Here is a 16,995-nt window from a genome sequence, read left to right as displayed (position 1 = left end):
GCGAGCTCACCGGCCTGGGCGATCCCTCCGATCCCGGTGACGGCGACCGGAAGGGTCCGGGTCAGTGCGTGACAGCCCCGGCTCGTGGTGGCCATCCGCTCCTGGCCTTCCCCGATCCGGGCCAGGGCTGCCACTGTCGCCGGGGCGCTACCGCGCCGCTCGGCCAGCGCGGGCACACCCGCGAGCCAGCCGTCCGGCCACGCCGCATTGCCGGGGGAAGCCCAGCGGCGCCGCATGGTCTCCCTCTCAATGCCCTGCAGGTACGCCCACCGGCTGTAGGCGTGCAGGACCACTCCCGGCGCGTAACAGATTCCTTTGTGGTTTCCGCGCACCTGTGCGCGGATGATGCCCTCGGCGGTGAAGCAGGCCAGTTGTGTGCTGACGCCGGCTCGCAGCGGACCGCCGGCCGGCAGCCTGCCCCTGGCCCCTCCCAGTGTGTCCCCGAGCGCCAGGCCGAGCATCATCCCGCGCACCCGGGATTCTCTTCTCAGGTGCTCCCTCCGGAGCTCCTTTTCGTGGGGCAAGGCAGCGCGCCTCTCGTCTCGGGAACAGCGGTGGGTGTGCGGGTGATGATGGTGTCGGGGCGGGCCCGTGGACGAGGGCGAGTCAGGACGCGAGCAGTACTGGAGCAGTACTGGTCGCGCTCGCCGACCACCGTAGCGTCAGTCTCGAAGCGGGCTGATGCGGTCTCACCTGCAGATCAGCTCCGCCGCATGAACCGCTCAGACAGCTGAGAGCTGTCGAAATTCGTGCTCGGCGAGCGGGAATCGCGAGGAGAATACGGCGGACTGTACCGCCCCCTCAAGCGCGGCGACCAGGAACTCGGTGCAGTTCATCGAGTAGTGCTCCCAGCGGTCGCCGCGGGCTTCGTTGACCATGACCGTCCATTCGCCGGGGCTCTGGTCGGCCCGAACGCGCCAGTAGAGGCACTCACCGTTGTCGGTGGTGGCCCAGGGGATCACTCGACTCCGCTCATCCGCCAGTTCATCCGGCTTCCTCTCGAACTCCCAGAGCCCGTCCAACGCTTCGGTCTGCTGGTCCGCCCACCCGATGAGGTCGTAGTTGTCGTTCGGGCAGCCCGGCTCAAGCAGGTAGAGGTAGTCGTCCCAGTTGCTTCCACCGAAGACGCGGATCAGTTCCTTGTAGTCAGCGGGGAGGACGACGCCGAGATGTCCTTCCGCCCTATCCCAGTCCGTGTTCGTGGGCTCGGGCAGCGGTGTGATCAACCGCTTGAGGCGCTCCAGAGCAGACTCCTGCAAGTCACTCCGCTCCTCGCGTGGCCTGCTCCCAGGCGTCACGGACTGCCGCGGGGATACGGCCTCGGAGGGGGACGTCGTAGCCGTTGGCGCGGGCCCACTCCCGGATGCTGTTGGTGTCGACCGATCGGCCGACGGGGACTGACAGAGGTGTTCCGCTGTCCCGGCGGGAGGGCGTGAATGTTGGCCCCCCGTACAGGACGTCCTGAGGAAAGAGGGGGACTTGGAGCTCGCCGCCGAGGACCGCAGTGAGGAAGTCGGTGAGGGTGCCGTCGAAGGTGTACCACTCATGACCGCGAGCCTCGTTGATGGCGATGCGCCAGGCGTCGGGCTCGGACTCGGGTTCTGTGATCCAGAAGAGGTAGTTCCCGTTGTCGGTGGCTCCCGCGATGAGGAGGTGCTGCGGGTCGTAGGGCACGGGATAGGTGCCCTGGTCCCAGTCGCGCTGGAGTTGCTCCTGGACGCTCGTGGCCAAGGGGCCGGTCAGGCTGCCTGATGGGTCGTAGACGTGGATGAAGTTGCAGAAGCTGCCAGGGCCGTATGCGGCCACGAGCTCTTTGTAGTCCTGCGGTAGCGAACGGCCCAGAGTGCTTTCCACTGCGGTCCAGTCCACTGCAGGAGGGGCTACGGGAGGCGGGGAGAGGCGGGTGAGGTCGTCGATGCTGCTCACAGAAGTCCTCGTCGGTGTCGCTGTTGCTGCTCGTGCGCTGGGTTGTCCAAGAGTCGATCCAGTGAGAAGCCCTTGTTGCCGTTGGCCTCTAGCTGAATGTACTTCGGTACCGAGTCTGCCTTGTCGTCGCTGTATTCGAGATAGACGTTGTAGGTGACGACTTCGCCGTTCTTCTTTACCGCGTCATATATGGCTTGCTCGTGATCCCGCATGTCGGGGCTGTTTGTGGGGTTTTGTGTGATCGTGAAGAGGTTTTCGAGTGTGTCGCCGGATCCTCCGAGCATCCGGGCCAGCATGTGTCCGCGGGCCTGGTTGTAGTCGCCTCCGAGGAAGCCGGGCGGTTGCAGCGAATTCCTCGCGTGTGTGCCTTCGTCAAGCATGTCCCGGGTGATGATCGCGTTCATTTCGTAGGGACGACCGTGTTCGTCGCGGGTGAACGTGACCCGTCCGCCCCAGGTCGGGTCGGCCGTGCACCCGGCGAGGCCGAGAGGGTCGGCCAGGGTGAAGGGGTTGGGGACGTAGGCGTAGTGGTTGACGGAAGGGGCGAGGCCCAGTGGGTCGGGGGTGGTGTAGCGGCCGAGTTCGGGATCGTAGTAGCGGTTGAGGTTGTAGTGCAGGCCCGTTTCCGGGTCGAAGTACTGGCCGGGATAGCGCAGCGGGGTGTATGCGGTGGCTGCCCGGTGTGACTGGGTGGCGCCCCAGGCGGTACTGCGGCCGTGCCAGGCGAAGGTCCCGTCGGGGGCGATGAGGTCGCTGGGGGCTCCGGTGAGATCGGTGGTGATCGCGAAGAACCGGCGGTCGATCTCTTTCTGGGTGTGATCGGCCTTGAATTCGCGTTGCGCGAGAGGGTGCAGCCCTGTGTAGTCCCAGACCAGGGTGACGCCGTTGCCGTGCTGTTCGGCGAGTTGGCCGCCGTCCCAGCAGTACGTCGTGACTTCCTCGATGCGGCCGTCGGCACTCAGCCGGTGCTTGGCTGTGCGGCGGCCGAGTGCGTCGTAGAGGTAACGCCAGGCGGCCTCGCCGGGGCCGTGAACGTGAGTGAGGCGGTCTTCGGCGTCCCAGGTGAACGTCCAGGTGAGGCTCTTGCCGCTGAGGGTGGTGACGCGTCGCTGGGTGAGACGGCCTTGGGCGTCGTACTCGTAGCGAGTGCGTCCGGCCTGGGTGACTCGGCTGCCCGAATAGGTGCGCTCTCCGGTGGTGTCCTGTCCCGGGGCGCTCGGCGGCAGGGCGCAGTGCGTCTGATCGCCTGCGGTGTTGTAGGCGTATCGCTCGCTCCATCCGTCCGCCGTGACGGCGGTGATACGGCTGGCCGCGTCGAGGGTGTAGGTGCGTCGACCGGTGTGGCTGTCCTCGATGGTGTGCGGCGTGCCGTCCGGGGTGTAGGCGAATGAGCGCTCGAACAAAGTGTTGTTCGGAGTCGTGAGTGCCTGGGCCACCACGCGGCCGACGGAGTCCCACCCCTGGGTGAGGGTGAGGCAGTCGTCGAGTGTTCGGCTGACTTCCCGCCCCAGGGCGTCGCGTTCGAAGCGAAAGGTCTGCTCGCCTGCTGCGTATGCGGTGAGTCCCCGCTCGTCGTACGTGAGGGTGCTGGTGGCGCCGGACGGGGTCTGCCGGTAGGTACGGCGTCCCAGCACGTCGTAGGTGCGAGTGAGGGCGTGGCCGTTCACCCTCTCGGTCACGACGCGTCCGGCGAGGTCGCGTTCAAGGTCGATCTGGGCGTGAGGATTGCTGATCTGGATGACTTGACCAGCGGAGTCGTAGGTGAAAGTGGAGGCAGTGCCGTCGTCGTGCTGCATGCGTACGACGCGGCCGAGCAGGTCACGCTCGTACGTCAGGGACTGTCCGGCTGCGTTGGTTCGGCGGGTCAAGCGGCCGAGCGCGTCGTGTTCGTAGGTCAGGGTGCGGCCGTCGAAGTCCGTCTCGGCTGTCAGACGGCCGGCTGCGTCGTACTGGTAGCTCCACTCCTGCCCCTGGGCATTCGCGACTGTGGTCAGCCGGAGTTCGGTGTCGTGGGTGAACCTGTAGTCGCCACCGTCGGTGGTGCGGGTGGCTTGACGTTGGTCGAAGTGTGTGGCCGTGTGTGAGGTCGTGCGCCCGGCGCGGTCGGTGTGGCTGAGCAGGTTGCCTTCGCCGTCCCAGGTCCATTCCTCGCGGGTGCCGTCGGGCAGCTCACGCCAGGTTGGCCGGCCTTCGATGGTCCAGCCCATGCGTACCGTTGCGCCGAGTGCGTCCGTGACCTCGGTGACGCGCCCGAAGTGGTCACGGACGAGGGTGGCGCGGGCGCCGTCCGGCGCTGTGATCTCCAGAGGCAGACCTGCCTCGTTGGTCTGTATTCGGGTGATGCCTCCGGCCGCGTTGCGGACAGCCGTCACGTGGCCGTGTTCGTCGACCTCGTACTCGGTACGGGCGCCGTCGGCTTCAATTACTGCGGTCCGATTGCCCCTTGCGTCGTACTCGAAATGACGCTGACGGCCGCCACGTTCGGTGACGGTCACGGGAAGATCCAGGTCGTTGAACTCTGCGGTGGTGCGGACCCCGTCAGCCGCGACGAAGCCGACGAGGTTGCCACGGTCATCGCGCTCGAAGCGGCTGGTGTTGCCCAGCGCGTCGGTCTGCTCGAGGATCCGGTCGCGTGCGTCGAACGCGTAGGTGGTGGTGTGTCCCAGTGGGTCGGTCTCCGCGACCACCTGCTGTCGGCTGTCCAGCTGGTAGACGGTCGTGGCGCCCGTCGAGTCGGTGTAGCGGGTGACCCGGTTCGCGGTGTCGTAGGTGAACGTGGACGAGAGGATCCCTGAGGGGCCGACGGTTTGAACTATGCGGCCGGCGGAGTCGTGTACGTAGCGGTACGTGGAGTCGTTCCGGTCGGTCCACGAGGTGATGCGGCTCTGCGCGTCGTAGGTGAAGCGCAGGGGCGATCCGGAGGAGTTGGTGACCTCGGTGAGGTTGCCTTCGCTGTCGTAGCCGAACTCGACGATGGCGACGGCGGCCTCGGCGCGCTCACCGGTGCGCAGGGCGAGTCCGGTGACTCGTCCGCGGTCCCGGTCGCCGGTGACCTTGACGTCGTAGCCCCCGCTGTGGCTGACGGCGAGGGGTTGTCCGGTGCCGTCGCGGTGGATGTCGATCTGGTTGCCGTTGCGGTCTTCTATCGCTGTCAGCCACAGCTGCCAGCCCTCGCCGCGCGGCTGGGCGAAGTAGCGTGTCCAGCCGGTCCGTGGATCGGTGGCCGCCAACTCCATGTGTTGGGCGCCCATTTCGGAGATGCGGCGGAGCGGGATGCGCGGGCCTTCCAGCGGCAGGATCTCGGGCACTTGCGGAGTGGGGAGCCGGTCGTAGACGAGGACCGTGCCGTCCTCGCGCGCCCACGTCGCCTGGTTGCGGATGTCGACCTCGATGCGCTCGTCCAGGGTCGAGGCCCATGAGCGGCCGAACCACGTGCCGTAGGTGTAGTCGGACAGGTGGGTGCGCTTGAGGATGAGCGGCAGCACACCTGGAAGGTCCAGGTCGGTCTGCTCCAGCAGCATCTGGCCGCTGGCCACGTCGACCGGGTCGGTGCGGCAGACACGTCTGTCCGGTTCGACACCGTGGTGGCGGGGGTCGTTGCGGGCGTTGTTCAGCAGGTCCGGTTTCTTGCCGTTCTGGCCGCCGTTCTTGCGGACGCCGGGCAGACGGGGGCCGTCCGACTCGTCCTTGGTGAGTGCTTTGAGCTTGTCGGAGAGGTCGCTCTCGTTGCGGCGGTGGTTGCGTGAGGTGTTGCGCAGTCCACCGGGCACGTTCTCCGTGAGGTGCTTGCCGACCTTCTTCAGGGCCTTCTCGGTGCCCTTGAGAGCGCCGTGCAGGACGGAGTCGAAAGCCTGGGTGAAGGGATCGCGACCCTTGGTGCGGCCGAAAGCACCCTGAGCCCGGCCCAGCGAGCCGAGGGAATCGGTGTGCATGTCCTCGCCGTGGCGGGACAGTTTGCTCGCACCGTTCTCGTACTCGTCGTGATCGATGAAGAAACGGCCGCTGCCGCCGCTGCCACCACTGCCTCCGGAACCCGAAGGGCCGTCGGCGGAGTCGAGATTCATGCCACCGGGGCCGCCCTTATGACCGCCTCCGCTGCTCCCACCGCTCCCTCCACCGCCTGCACTGCTGCCCCCACCACCGCCTGCGCCTCCGGTGCCGGGCGGGAGTTTGAAGAGGTCGTCGGCGATGTCCAGGACCGTGTCCTCGACCATCTTCTCCAGCTTGCCCGTGACCGGCTCCGTGACCCGCGCCAGGAGCTCATCGACGATGCGGTCGGCCGCCTCGTCGATGATGCGCTTGATCAGCTGGCGCATCGCGGCCGTTTCCGCAGCCCCGATGAGCGCCGACAGGCCGCCCGTGACGACCGCGAGGCCCATGCTGATGCCCAAGGAGGCGGCCATCACGCCCAGTTCGACCTCGGCCTTGGTCTTCATCCCCCAGATGATCTCGGCGACGACATCACAGGCGTCCGCGAAGAGGCGGGCGATCTCGGGCACCTTCTCCAGGTGCCCGGACTTCACCATGGCCCAGTGTTCTTGGAGGGTCTCGACCGCCGCGCCCTCGCTGGAGGCCAGGACGCGGGCGACTGCCGCGTGCGCCTCCGCGCCGTGCCCCTCGAACTTGTCGGCGAACTCCCGCATGGCATCGGCCATTTCGCGGTAGTCGTCCTCGTCCACGTTCGGCCAGTTGATCCCGATGAAGTCCAGGATCTCGTCCATCCAGCCAGGCAGGACGTAGCCCATCCCCCGTGAACTCCCCTCGAAACTGCGGTCAATTCGCGCGCATCAGTTCGATGCACGTGTTGCCATCACCCTAACCGCGGGAGTCACATTCGGATCATGGGCACGCCATGAGGGACACGAGGTCGTCGTGGGCGCCCTGAGCCTGATCGCCCGGTGGTGCAAGTGATTACGCCCTTCCCGCTCCGGTCCCTGGCTCACGACGATCTCTTCGGCGAGTGCTTCAGTACAGGCCCGCTTGAAGCCGGTGGTCGGGATGGCCGCACATGCACACGGAGCGCCCGTAGGCTCCGCCTCACTCGACGCTGACCAGTCCATCGATCAGCGTGGGATCAGTCCCGGAGCTCGGGGCTGTCCGACGTGACGGCGTCGGTTCCGCCCCCGATGCGGGTGAGGAGTGCGAGCTGCCGGTCATTTATCGGAGACCATCGGTGCATGTCGATCGTCGTACCGTCTGCGGTCTCCCCGGCACAAGCCCATCACGCGCTGGGACCGGTACACACCGAAGCGGCGTGCTGATGGTCTGGAGCTATGCGGCGTTCTCCGCCTGCACCACGTCAGCGATCTGCTGCGCGATCTCCTCGATGGAATAGTCGCTGGTGCTCACCGCGACTTTGTCTGCGAGGGAGGGGCTGTAGCGCCGGACGTCTTCTGCACTCAGGTTGTGCCAGATCGGCAGGAGTGATTGCTCCCCGGCCACGTTACGGGTGACGAGTCCGTCGAGTTCGTGGTTGGTCCAACCCTTGGCGAAGAAGGAGGCCGAGAGCACGACGATGCCGAAACGGCTCGCCCTGATCCCTTCATCGATCTTGCGGCGGAGGCTGTGGCCGATCCGCATCTGGGCTTCGTCGAGCCAGACAGTCACGCCCAGCCTGGTAAGCGCATCTCGAAGGGGGCGGGCAACAGCTTCCTTGTCCTCGGACGCGTGGGAGATGAAGACGTCCCAGGTTTGTCCGCCAAGCACGTCGCCCGCAGGCTCCTCGGGTTCATGGACCGCGACGGAGCGGGCCGGATTGCCCTGCGGGTCGCGGGCCGGAGGCAGGAAGCCCCGCGGAGGCGGCTCGACTTGGACAGACGCAGAGATACGGCCGGAATAGCCGCCAAGGTCAATGGCCACGACCCACTGTCCGTTACTGGGGATGGTGATTCGGTGAGGCGAGCGAGTGACGCTCCCGCCCAGGTACCGGTAGCTCTTCCCCGACTTGTATTTGCTGTACTCGCTGCGCGTCATCACCTGGACGTTGGCTTGGTTGCGCAGGGTGACGATGACCGTGGAACCTCTCTTGAGGTTGCCGAGGTCTTTGTAAACGTAGTCCACGGGTGCTCCTGGAGATGTGCGGTCAAGCACATCTCAGGGTAAGGACGGCCACTGACAATCGGGGTGGCCGATGACGTCTGAAGCGGGTAGAAGGAGCCCACGTTGGCTGGACGCTCATCTCTCGCCTGGCACGAGCGCTTCTTCACAGCACTCCTGGGAGCTGGCGGGGAGCCGCTACCCGTGGTCGGCTCCCAAATGGCTCCCAAAACAGGCCCGCAACGCAAATCAGGCCCGGTGCTGATCTCTCAGTACCGGGCCTGACCTGGTGTTTCTCTGTCGGGGTGGCGGGATTTGAACCCACGACCTCTTCGTCCCGAACGAAGCGCGCTGCCAAGCTGCGCTACACCCCGATATCGTCGCTTGTCCTGCTTGTCGCGGCGACGTCGTTTACTTTAGCCCACTGGTGGCTGGAGACGAAATCCGGTTTTCGCGCGGTGGCGGACGGGGTTCGGGCGGATGTGGTCGAGGGCGACCATGAGGACGGCGAGGCCGTAGAAGGCGAGGCCGAGGAGGAGGGCGTTGCCGAGGACGCTCTTGTAGCTGTGCCGGCCGACGTCCAGGAACGGGTAGAGATAGCGGCCCGGCGTGCCGGGGATGATCAGTTCTCCCCGGCCGAGGGAGAACGCCAGGTAGGCCAGGGGGTAGAGCAGCCAGGTCGGTGCCTGGCGGAGGTGGAGGCGGCCGGGGGCCGTCAGGAGCAGCCAGTCCAGCAGTGCGGCGACGGGGACTGCCGTATGCAGGATCTGGTTGCTGATCCACTGCCAGCCGGTCGGGGGTGTGGTTCCACCCGTCATGGAGAACGGGGTGGAGGCGCCGGTCAGGAGCAGGTGGTACACCAGCCCCGTGATGGTGATGTACAGCAGCGTCGCACCCGTCAGGGCGGAGGGGAGCGGGCGGCGGGCCGTCCAGGCGCGGCGGGCTGCGAGGGTGAAGACCAGGGCCAGCAGGATGTTGCTCTGGATCGTGAAGTAGCTCAGCACGTGGACCGGGCTGCCGAGGAGCAGGTCGATCGTCACGCCCGCCGCTGCTGCCAGGGCGACCAGCAGGCGGTATACGGCGGCGAGGGGGTGGTGTACGGGGGCCAGTACCGCGGAGGCGGGGACGGGTGAGGGCGCCAGTACGGGCCGACCGGGCAACGCGGGGATGTCCGGTATGTCCCTGGGTATGGGAGCGGTCATGCCCCCAAGTTAGGCAAAGGGGGCATATGCGGCGATGTGGGTGAGGCCGACCGGGTTACGCCCGAGGCGCCAGCGTCAGGAGTGTCGCCTCCGGCGGGCACGCGAACCGCACCGGTGTGTAGCGGTTGGTGCCGCAGCCCGCCGACACGTGCAGGTATGACGTACGGCCTTCCGCCGTGTGCCTGGACAGGCCCTTCACTCGCGCCGGGTCCAGGTCGCAGTTGGTGACCAGGGCACCGTAGAAGGGGATGCAGAGCTGGCCGCCGTGGGTGTGGCCGGCCAGGATCAGGGGGTAGTCGTCCGCCGTGAAGGAGTCCAGTACCCGCAGGTAGGGGGCGTGCACGACGCCCATCGAGAAGTCCGCGGCGGCGGACGGGCCGCCGGACACCTGTGTGTAGCGGTCGCGCTTGATGTGCGGGTCGTCCAGGCCCGTCAGCTCCAGGGTGACGCCCTCGATCTTCAGGGTGCCACGGGTGTTCGTGAGATTCAGCCAGCCGGCCGCGTCGAAGCCGTCCCGCAGGTCCTCCCACGGGTTGTGGACCGCGCCGACCACCGGAGGGTTGCCGTTCAGACCGTGGCGCCCCTGGACCTTCTCCAGCAGGTAGCGGGCGGGGTTGCGGGGCCGCGGGCCGTAGTAGTCGTTGGAGCCGAAGACGTACGCGCCCGGGAAGTCCATCAGGGGGCCGAGGGCGTCCAGGACCTCGGGTACGCCCTCAGGGTCGGACAGGTTGTCGCCCGTGTTGATCACGAAGTCGGGGCGCAGACCGGCCAGCGAACGCAGCCAGCGCTGCTTCTTGCGCTGCCCGCCGACCATGTGGATGTCGGAGACCTGGAGGACGCGCAGGGGACGCATGCCGGCGGGCAGGACGGGGACCGTCACCCGTCGCAGCCGGAAGGAGCGGGCCTCGAATCCCGCCGCGTACACCACACCGGCGGCACCGGCCGCCGCAATTCCCAGAGGTACTCCGTATCGAGCGCGCATGCATCCATCGTGTCAGACCGGGAAGACCCCTTGAGCCGCGCTGCCCCTTGGAGGCCCTGACCTCATCGCCCTTGAAATGGACGGGCGTCGGACGTTCCACACCTGCGACAATCAAATCCATGACCACCACGCTCAAGTCGAAGCTGCAGGAAGACCTCAACGCCGCGATCAAGGAGCGCAACGAGCTCCGCTCCTCGACGCTCCGGCTGACGCTCGCTGCGATCACCAAGGAGGAGGTCGCGGGCAAGGAGAAGCGCGAGCTCTCCGACGACGAGGTGCTGAAGGTGATCACCAAGGAGGCGAAGAAGCGCCGGGAGGCGGCCGATGCCTTCGCGCAGGGTGGCCGGGCCGAGAGCGCCGAGCGGGAGAAGGCGGAGGGCGAGGTGCTCGCCGAGTACCTGCCCAAGCAGCTCAGTGACGAGGAGCTGAACGACATCGTCGCCCAGGCCGTCGGCGAGGCCAGGGCCGCCGGCGCCGAGGGCCCGCGTGCCATGGGCGCCGTCATGAAGATCGTGAACCCGAAGGTCGCGGGCCTGGCCGAGGGCGGCCGGGTCGCCGCAGTGGTGAAGAAGCTGCTCGCGGGCTGAGCAGCGCGCGGCGCACCGGCGGGAAACGCGTTTCAGGCCCGGGCCCTCGTGGCCCGGGCCTTTGCGTCAGCCGTGCCGCCCCCCGTTCCCGTTGCCGTTGCTCTGGCCCTGGAACAGGTTGTCCGGGAAGGAGAAGGTGGGCGTCGGGAAGGCGCCGCCGTTCGTACCGCCGTCCGTGCCGCCGCCGGTCAGGCCGCCGATGAGGCCGCCGTCGGTGGTGCCGCCGTTGTCACCGTTCTTGCCGTCGCCGTTCCCCTTGTCCTTGGGGCTGCGGGGGAGGTCCACGAGGTTGAGGGGCTCCACCGGCTTGCCGTCCAGGGCGCCGGTCATCATGTCGCGCCAGATCGGGCCGGGGACCTTGCCGCCGTAGACCTTGTCGTACCAGGTGCCGCCGATGCTGATGTCCTTCATCTGGCGCTTGTGGGCCGGGTCGCCGACCCAGACCGCGCCCGCCATGTTCGGGGTGAAGCCCACGAACCAGGCCGCGTACCGGTTGTCCGTCGTACCGGTCTTGCCGGCGCTCGGGCGGTTGTCGAGGCCGGCTTCCTTGCCCGTACCGTCCTCGACCACGCCCTTGAGGAGGGTGGTCACGGTGTCGGCGGTCTTCTGCGACATCGCGCGCGAGCAGGCCGTCTTCGGCACCGCGAGGGACTTCTTCTGGCTGCCGACGGTCTGGGTGATGGACTGGATGGCGACCGGCGTGCAGTACATGCCGCGCGCGGCGAAGGTGGCGTACGCGTTCGCCATCGTCAGCGGGGACACCTCCTGGGTGCCGAGCGCGATGGACGGCGCCTGCTGGATCTTCTTGCCGTCGGCCCGCTCCACGCCCATCTTGTCCGCCATCGTCGTCACCGGGCAGATGCCGATGTCGCCGATCAGCTGCACGTAGTAGGTGTTGACCGACTTCGCGGTCGCTTCCTGCATGCTGTACGGCCCGTGCTCCTCCACGCTCTCGTTCGTGAGTTTGGTGGGGTTGTTCGGGTCGTCCCTCCACTGCTTGCCGTCACAGATCGGGACCGGGCTCGGATACGCCATCTCGTACGGCGACGGGTACGTCTGGTTCGCCGGCGTGCCGCCCTCTATGGCGGCCGCGGCCACGATCGGCTTGAACGTCGAACCGGGCTGGTAGCCCGCGCCGCCGCCCATGGACTGGTTCACGGACAGGTCGATCTGCGTCTCGTGCTTGCCGAAGCCGTACGGACGGGACTGGCCCATGGCGAGGATCTTGCCGGTGCCGGGCTGGACGATGGTGGCGGCGGTGGCCACGTCGTCGGTCTTGTTGACGTGCTCCTTGATGGACGCCTGGACCGAGGACTGGGCCTGCGGGTCGAGCGTCGTACGGATCGTCAGACCGCCCTGGTTCCAGACCTTCGCCCGGGCCTCCTTGGTCTTGCCGAACATCGGGTTGGTGAGGAACACCTCGCGGACGTAGTCGCAGAAGAAGCCGGCGCCCTTGACCGCGGTGATGCAGCCGTTCTTCGGCTGGCTGGGGTTGAGGCCCAGCGGCGTCTTCTTGGCCGTGTCCGCTTCCGCCTGGGAGATGTCGCCCATGTCGGCCATGCGCTGCAGGACGACGTTGCGGCGCCTGGTGGCCTCCGTCGAGTCGTTGACCGGGTCGTACCGGCTGGGCGACTGCACGATGCCGGCCAGCAGGGCGGCCTCCTGCACGTTCAGGTCCTTGGCGTGCTTGGAGAAGTAGCGCTGGGCCGCGGCCTCGACGCCGTAGGCCTGCTCGCCGAAGAACGTGATGTTCAGGTAGTTCTCGAGGATCCTCTTCTTGCCGAGTTCCTCCTCCACCTGGATCGCGTACTTCAGCTCCTTTATCTTGCGGCCGAGGGTCTGCTGGGTGGCCTGCGCGACCTTCGTGGGGTCGTCGCCCGCCTCCTCCACGAAGACGTTCTTCACGTACTGCTGGGTGAGCGTGGAGGCGCCCTGGGCCACCCCGCTGCTCTGCACGTTCTTGTTCAGCGCGCGCAGGATGCCCTTCAGGTCGACCGCGCCGTGCTGGTAGTAGCGCGAGTCCTCGATCGCGACGATCGCCTTCTGCATGTACGGCGAGATGTCCTTGAGGCCGACCACCGTGCGGTCGCGCGAGTAGACCGTGGCGATCTGGCCGCCGTCGGCGTCGAGGATCGTGGTGCGCTGGCTCAGGGGTGGTGTCTTGAGGGTGGCGGGGAGTTCGTCGAAACTCTCCACCGAGCCCTTGGCCGCAAGTCCCAGCGCGCCGACGGCAGGCAGCGCGATGCCGGCCAGGACGGCTCCCGCGAGCACACTGACACCGAGGAACTTGGCGGCCTGCTGCGTGGGGGACAGGCCACCGCCCGAGCGCTTCTTTGGCATGAGGGCAGCCTACGTTCTCATTCGCCGGACACACGTATATGCCTTGGCCTAAGCTGCTCTCAACTGTCACAGCAGTAGGGCCACGTATCAATACGTCCGGCGACCCCGAATCGTTCCGGAGGTTCCCCAACTTTTTTGATGGGGGCGTGTCCGAATCCGCCTTGTGTGTCACCTGGCGTCCGTTGTGACTCAACTGAACCGTCCCGTTTTGCCGGGAGGGTCACGTATGTCACCAGCTCACTCCCCCGGGTGATCTGCCGCTTACGCATAGTCCGTTCGGGCCATTCAAGATTGGGCCCGAAGGGGGTGTTGCGCTGTGCCCACCTTCCGTAACGTCCTCAACTGGCGGCGGTGAATATGCCGCTGCCGCCGTGGGGGAGCCTCGATTCGGGAGAGGACGGCGCCGGTATGGGCTGGGTAACCGACTGGAGTGCGCAGGCCGCCTGCCGCACTACCGATCCGGATGAACTGTTCGTTCAGGGAGCAGCGCAGAACAGGGCCAAGGCGGTGTGCACCGGATGTCCGGTACGCACGGAATGTCTGGCCGACGCGCTCGACAACCGCGTCGAGTTCGGCGTGTGGGGAGGTATGACGGAGCGGGAGCGCCGCGCACTGCTGCGCAGGCGACCCACCGTCACCTCCTGGCGTCGGCTGCTCGAGACGGCACGAGTGGAGTACGAACGCGGCGTGGGGATCCTGCCGCTCGACGACGACGAGGTGTACGAGAACTACGCGGCGGTGAGCTGAGGGGACCCCTCGGCTCAGTCGACGGCAGCCTCGGGCAGCTCCGGCCGGTTGGCCGCGAGCCGGTCCCCGATGTCCCTGAGACCCGCCAGGTCGTGCACATCGCCGGGCAGCGCGGCCACTTCGGCCACCGCCACCTCGGGGTGGAGCGCGGTGAAGCGGTCACGCGTGCGCTGCTCGCGGGAGAGCAGTTGCATACGTTCGGCGTGCAACCGGAGCAGGCCTGCGGTGAGCCGCTCGACGCTCTGGGCGCCCTCGTCCTCCTGATCCGGACCGGGGGAGTGGTTCTCGGACGCGGGAGGCTCGGCGGCCCCGTCGTCAGCAGGGGATTCGGAAGCGGGGGAGCCTGAACTGCCGTACGTGTCGGGAGAGTTACGAAGTCCAGCTTTCCCGCCGTCCTGATCCACAATGCGGGGCTCCACAAGATTTTCCGCGGCGGCGAGCGCACGCTCGGCCGACAGCCGGGCGGCGCCGCTGCCGTGGACCCGGTTGAGCACCAGACCGGCCAGGGGCATGTCCTCGGCGGCCAGCCGCTCCACGAAGTACGCGGCCTCCCGCAGCGCGTCCCGCTCCGGGGCCGCCACCACGAGGAACGCCGTCCCGGGCGCCTGCAGCAGCCGGTACGTCGCATCCGCGCGCGTGCGGAACCCGCCGAAGGTCGTGTCCATCGCGGCCACGAACGTCTGGACGTCCCTGAGGAGTTGACCGCCCAGCAGCTTGCCGAGGGTGCCGGTCATCATCGACATCCCGACGTTCAGGAACTTCATGCCCGCCCGCCCGCCCAGCTTGGCGGGGGCGGTGAGCAGCCGGATCAGCCGGCCGTCGAGGAACGAGCCGAGCCGCTTGGGCGCGTCCAGGAAGTCCAGCGCCGAGCGGGACGGCGGGGTGTCGACGACGATCAGGTCCCACTCGTCCCGCGCGCGCAGCTGCCCGAGCTTCTCCATCGCCATGTACTCCTGCGTGCCCGCGAAGCCCGCAGAAAGCGACTGGTAGAAGGGGTTGTTCAGGATCGCGGCGGCTCGCTCGCCGTCCGCGTGCGCCTCGACGATCTCGTCGAAGGTGCGCTTCATGTCGAGCATCATGGCGTGCAGTTCGCCGTCGCCGTCGACGCCCTTCACCCGGCGCGGGGTGTTGTCGAGCGAGTCGATTCCCATGGACTGGGCGAGCCGGCGCGCCGGATCGATCGTCAGTACGACCACCTTGCGCCCGCGCTCGGCGGCCCTGAGGCCCAGGGCGGCCGCGGTCGTGGTCTTGCCCACCCCGCCCGAGCCGCAGCACACCACGATCCGCGTCTTCGGGTCGTCGAGCAGCGGGTCGACGTCGAGCACGCGCGCGGGGGAGAGGCGGTGGCGGGCGGCGTCCTGTGTGTGGGCCGGCTCCGGGCTCATGACATCCCCTGCTTCCGCTGCTGACGACTCGTGCTTCGCTTGCCCCGACTCATGACAGGCCCTGCTCCCGCAGCTCGGTGGCCAGCTCGTACAGCCCCGCCAGATCCATGCCCTCGGCGAGCAGCGGCAGTTCGTGCAGCGGCAGGCCCTGCTCGGCCAGCACCGCCCGCTGTTCGTGCTCCAGCGCATACCGCTCGGCGTACTCGTCGGCCTGCTGCAGCAGCGGGTCCACCAGCTTCTCCGCGTTCCCACCGCGGCGCGCACCGCCGAGGCCCGCCGCCGACAGCGACCTGGCAACAGAAGAACGCGGCACGCTGCGTACGAGTTCCAGATCCTCCGCGTCCAACACCTCGGGCCGCACCATGTTCACGATGATCCGGCCCACCGGCAGCTTCGCGGTGCGCAGTTCGGCGATGCCGTCCGCGGTCTCCTGGACGGGCATCTCCTCCAGCAGTGTCACCAGGTGCACGGCCGTCTCGGGCGACTTCAGCACCCGCATCACGGCCTGCGCCTGATTGTGTATCGGGCCGATCTTGGCGAGGCCCGCCACCTCGTCGTTGACGTTCAGGAAGCGGGTGATACGGCCGGTGGGCGGCGCGTCCATGACGACGTAGTCGTATGCGAACCGCCCGGCCTTGTCCTTGCGCCGTACCGCCTCGCACGCCTTGCCGGTCAGGAGCACGTCCCTGAGGCCCGGTGCGATGGTGGTGGCGAAGTCGATCGCGCCGAGCTTCTTCAGGGCTCTGCCCGCACCCCCCAGCTTGTAGAACATCTGGAGGTAGTCCAGAAGGGCCAGTTCGGGGTCGATGGCGAGGGCGTACACCTCCCCGCCCCCTGGAGCGACGGCGATCTTCCGCTCCTCGTAGGGCAGCGCTTCCGTCTCGAAGAGCTGCGCGATGCCCTGGCGCCCCTCGACCTCGACGAGAAGCGTCCGCTTCCCCTCGGTCGCGAGGGCCAGCGCGAGGGCGGCGGCGACCGTCGTCTTTCCGGTCCCGCCCTTGCCGCTGACGACCTGGAGCCTGCTCACGTCTTCGAGCCTAACCAGTCTCTGTGCCAACCACGCCACAGCCTGTGGACAACGCGACGGCGGGCGGTGGGCGGGCAGCGGCTAAAGTCGGCCACATGACCAAGTGGGAATACGCGACTGTGCCACTGCTCGTCCACGCGACGAAGCAGATTCTGGACACCTGGGGCGAGGACGGCTGGGAGCTCGTCCAGGTCGTGCCCGGGCCGAACAACCCCGAGCAGCTGGTGGCCTACCTGAAGCGGGAGAAGGCATGAGCGCCGTGGAGGCGAAGCTGGCCGAGCTCGGCCTGACCCTGCCCGAGGTCGTGCCGCCGCTGGCCGCGTACCAGCCGGCCGTGCAGTCCGGCTCCTACGTCTACACGGCCGGACAGCTCCCGATGGTGGAGGGCAAGCTGCCCGTCACCGGCAAGGTCGGCGCGGAGGTCACGGCCGAGGAGGCCAAGGAGCTCGCCCGCACCTGCGCGCTGAACGCCCTGGCGGCCGTCAAGTCCGTCACCGGTGACCTGGACCGCATCGCGCGCGTGGTGAAGGTCGTGGGCTTCGTCGCCTCGGCCTCGGACTTCACCGGCCAGCCCGGCGTGGTGAACGGTGCCAGCGAACTGCTCGGCGAGGTCCTCGGCGACAAGGGCGTGCACGCGCGCAGTGCGGTCGGTGTGGCCGTGCTGCCGCTGGACGCACCGGTCGAGGTCGAGATCCAGGTCGAGCTCGTCCCGTAGCGGATCACTCGCCCTCGGGTCGGTGCTCTGACCTCGGGGACCTCTCGA

General features: G+C 67.8%; 13 protein-coding genes, 1 tRNA gene and 1 pseudogene. 4 read left to right on the top strand and 11 right to left on the bottom strand.

Going from position 1 to position 16,995, the window contains the following annotated elements; all coding sequences use genetic code 11:
• The 8 genes and pseudogenes from ACWDAG_RS44390 to ACWDAG_RS44355 all read right to left on the bottom strand — a co-directional run.
• Window positions 1-464 (bottom strand): annotated as a pseudogene (locus tag ACWDAG_RS44390) (ADP-ribosylglycohydrolase family protein); the annotation flags it as partial.
• Window positions 465-722: 258 nt separating this feature from the next.
• Window positions 723-1,259, bottom strand: a complete 537-nt coding sequence (locus ACWDAG_RS44385; protein ID WP_450701260.1) for an SMI1/KNR4 family protein — start codon at window positions 1,257-1,259, stop codon at window positions 723-725.
• 1 nt (window position 1,260) lies between these two features.
• Window positions 1,261-1,926, bottom strand: coding sequence for an Lsr2 family DNA-binding protein (locus ACWDAG_RS44380; RefSeq protein WP_450701259.1), 666 nt, complete (start codon window positions 1,924-1,926; stop codon window positions 1,261-1,263).
• Window positions 1,923-6,671, bottom strand: a complete 4,749-nt coding sequence (locus ACWDAG_RS44375) for an RHS repeat-associated core domain-containing protein (protein WP_450701258.1) — start codon at window positions 6,669-6,671, stop codon at window positions 1,923-1,925. Before ACWDAG_RS44375 ends, ACWDAG_RS44380 begins: the two co-directional genes overlap by 4 nt.
• Before the next feature lie 526 nt (window positions 6,672-7,197).
• Window positions 7,198-7,986 carry a DUF1883 domain-containing protein gene (locus ACWDAG_RS44370; protein ID WP_450701257.1) on the bottom strand — a complete coding sequence of 263 codons (789 nt, stop codon included), beginning with the start codon at window positions 7,984-7,986 and terminating at the stop codon, window positions 7,198-7,200.
• Window positions 7,987-8,262: 276 nt separating this feature from the next.
• Window positions 8,263-8,336, bottom strand: a tRNA-Pro gene (locus ACWDAG_RS44365).
• A gap of 42 nt (window positions 8,337-8,378) precedes the next feature.
• Window positions 8,379-9,164 (bottom strand): Pr6Pr family membrane protein, encoded by a 786-nt coding sequence (locus ACWDAG_RS44360; RefSeq protein ID WP_450701256.1) that lies wholly within the window; start codon window positions 9,162-9,164, stop codon window positions 8,379-8,381.
• Window positions 9,165-9,219: 55 nt separating this feature from the next.
• A complete protein-coding gene (locus ACWDAG_RS44355; RefSeq protein ID WP_450701255.1) occupies window positions 9,220-10,146 on the bottom strand; it encodes a metallophosphoesterase in 927 nt (308 codons plus the stop codon).
• A 119-nt stretch (window positions 10,147-10,265) separates the two neighbouring features.
• On the opposite strand from ACWDAG_RS44355, the gene ACWDAG_RS44350 reads away from it, so the two are divergent.
• On the top strand, window positions 10,266-10,733 hold the full coding sequence (locus tag ACWDAG_RS44350) for a GatB/YqeY domain-containing protein (protein WP_115906774.1): 468 nt from the start codon (window positions 10,266-10,268) through the stop codon (window positions 10,731-10,733).
• Window positions 10,734-10,799: 66 nt separating this feature from the next.
• Here the strand turns inward: ACWDAG_RS44350 and ACWDAG_RS44345 are convergent, their stop codons facing one another.
• Window positions 10,800-13,073 (bottom strand): transglycosylase domain-containing protein, encoded by a 2,274-nt coding sequence (locus ACWDAG_RS44345; protein ID WP_450701254.1) that lies wholly within the window; start codon window positions 13,071-13,073, stop codon window positions 10,800-10,802.
• Window positions 13,074-13,481: 408 nt separating this feature from the next.
• Here ACWDAG_RS44345 and wblA point away from each other — a divergent pair, with 408 nt between their 5' ends.
• Window positions 13,482-13,820: a transcriptional regulator WblA gene (wblA, locus tag ACWDAG_RS44340; RefSeq protein ID WP_058924101.1), complete on the top strand. Its 339-nt coding sequence runs from the start codon at window positions 13,482-13,484 to the stop codon at window positions 13,818-13,820.
• Between the two features lie 14 nt (window positions 13,821-13,834).
• On the opposite strand, the gene ACWDAG_RS44335 is transcribed toward wblA, so the two are convergent.
• Both ACWDAG_RS44335 and ACWDAG_RS44330 read right to left on the bottom strand, forming a co-directional pair.
• A complete protein-coding gene (locus ACWDAG_RS44335; RefSeq protein ID WP_450701253.1) occupies window positions 13,835-15,205 on the bottom strand; it encodes an ArsA family ATPase in 1,371 nt (456 codons plus the stop codon).
• Window positions 15,206-15,254: 49 nt separating this feature from the next.
• On the bottom strand, window positions 15,255-16,232 hold the full coding sequence (locus tag ACWDAG_RS44330; RefSeq protein ID WP_450701252.1) for an ArsA family ATPase: 978 nt from the start codon (window positions 16,230-16,232) through the stop codon (window positions 15,255-15,257).
• Window positions 16,233-16,327: 95 nt separating this feature from the next.
• Here ACWDAG_RS44330 and ACWDAG_RS44325 point away from each other — a divergent pair, with 95 nt between their 5' ends.
• Both ACWDAG_RS44325 and ACWDAG_RS44320 read left to right on the top strand, forming a co-directional pair.
• The gene (locus ACWDAG_RS44325) at window positions 16,328-16,486 is read left to right on the top strand and encodes a DUF4177 domain-containing protein (protein ID WP_003967454.1); all 159 of its coding nucleotides are present in this window, start codon (window positions 16,328-16,330) and stop codon (window positions 16,484-16,486) included.
• On the top strand, window positions 16,483-16,947 hold the full coding sequence (locus ACWDAG_RS44320; protein ID WP_450701251.1) for a RidA family protein: 465 nt from the start codon (window positions 16,483-16,485) through the stop codon (window positions 16,945-16,947). The genes ACWDAG_RS44325 and ACWDAG_RS44320 overlap by 4 nt, the downstream gene beginning before the upstream one ends.
• The last annotated feature ends 48 nt before the right edge of the window (window positions 16,948-16,995 follow it).

The organism is Streptomyces sp. NPDC001157, assembly GCF_053598255.1.
Note: the sequence above shows the minus strand (reverse complement) of the source record. Positions and strands in the feature narration are given on the sequence as shown.

Excerpts from the sequence above, each read along its gene's own strand:
- ACWDAG_RS44375 (WP_450701258.1), bottom strand. The coding sequence starts at position 6,671 with ATGGGCTACGTCCTGCCTGGCTGGATGGACGAGATCCTGGACTTCATC.
- ACWDAG_RS44360 (WP_450701256.1), bottom strand. The coding sequence starts at position 9,164 with ATGACCGCTCCCATACCCAGGGACATACCGGACATCCCCGCGTTGCCC.
- ACWDAG_RS44355 (WP_450701255.1), bottom strand. The coding sequence starts at position 10,146 with ATGCGCGCTCGATACGGAGTACCTCTGGGAATTGCGGCGGCCGGTGCC.
- ACWDAG_RS44350 (WP_115906774.1), top strand. The coding sequence starts at position 10,266 with ATGACCACCACGCTCAAGTCGAAGCTGCAGGAAGACCTCAACGCCGCG.
- ACWDAG_RS44345 (WP_450701254.1), bottom strand. The coding sequence starts at position 13,073 with ATGCCAAAGAAGCGCTCGGGCGGTGGCCTGTCCCCCACGCAGCAGGCC.
- wblA (WP_058924101.1), top strand. The coding sequence starts at position 13,482 with ATGGGCTGGGTAACCGACTGGAGTGCGCAGGCCGCCTGCCGCACTACC.
- ACWDAG_RS44335 (WP_450701253.1), bottom strand. The coding sequence starts at position 15,205 with ATGAGCCCGGAGCCGGCCCACACACAGGACGCCGCCCGCCACCGCCTC.
- ACWDAG_RS44325 (WP_003967454.1), top strand. The coding sequence starts at position 16,328 with ATGACCAAGTGGGAATACGCGACTGTGCCACTGCTCGTCCACGCGACG.
- ACWDAG_RS44320 (WP_450701251.1), top strand. The coding sequence starts at position 16,483 with ATGAGCGCCGTGGAGGCGAAGCTGGCCGAGCTCGGCCTGACCCTGCCC.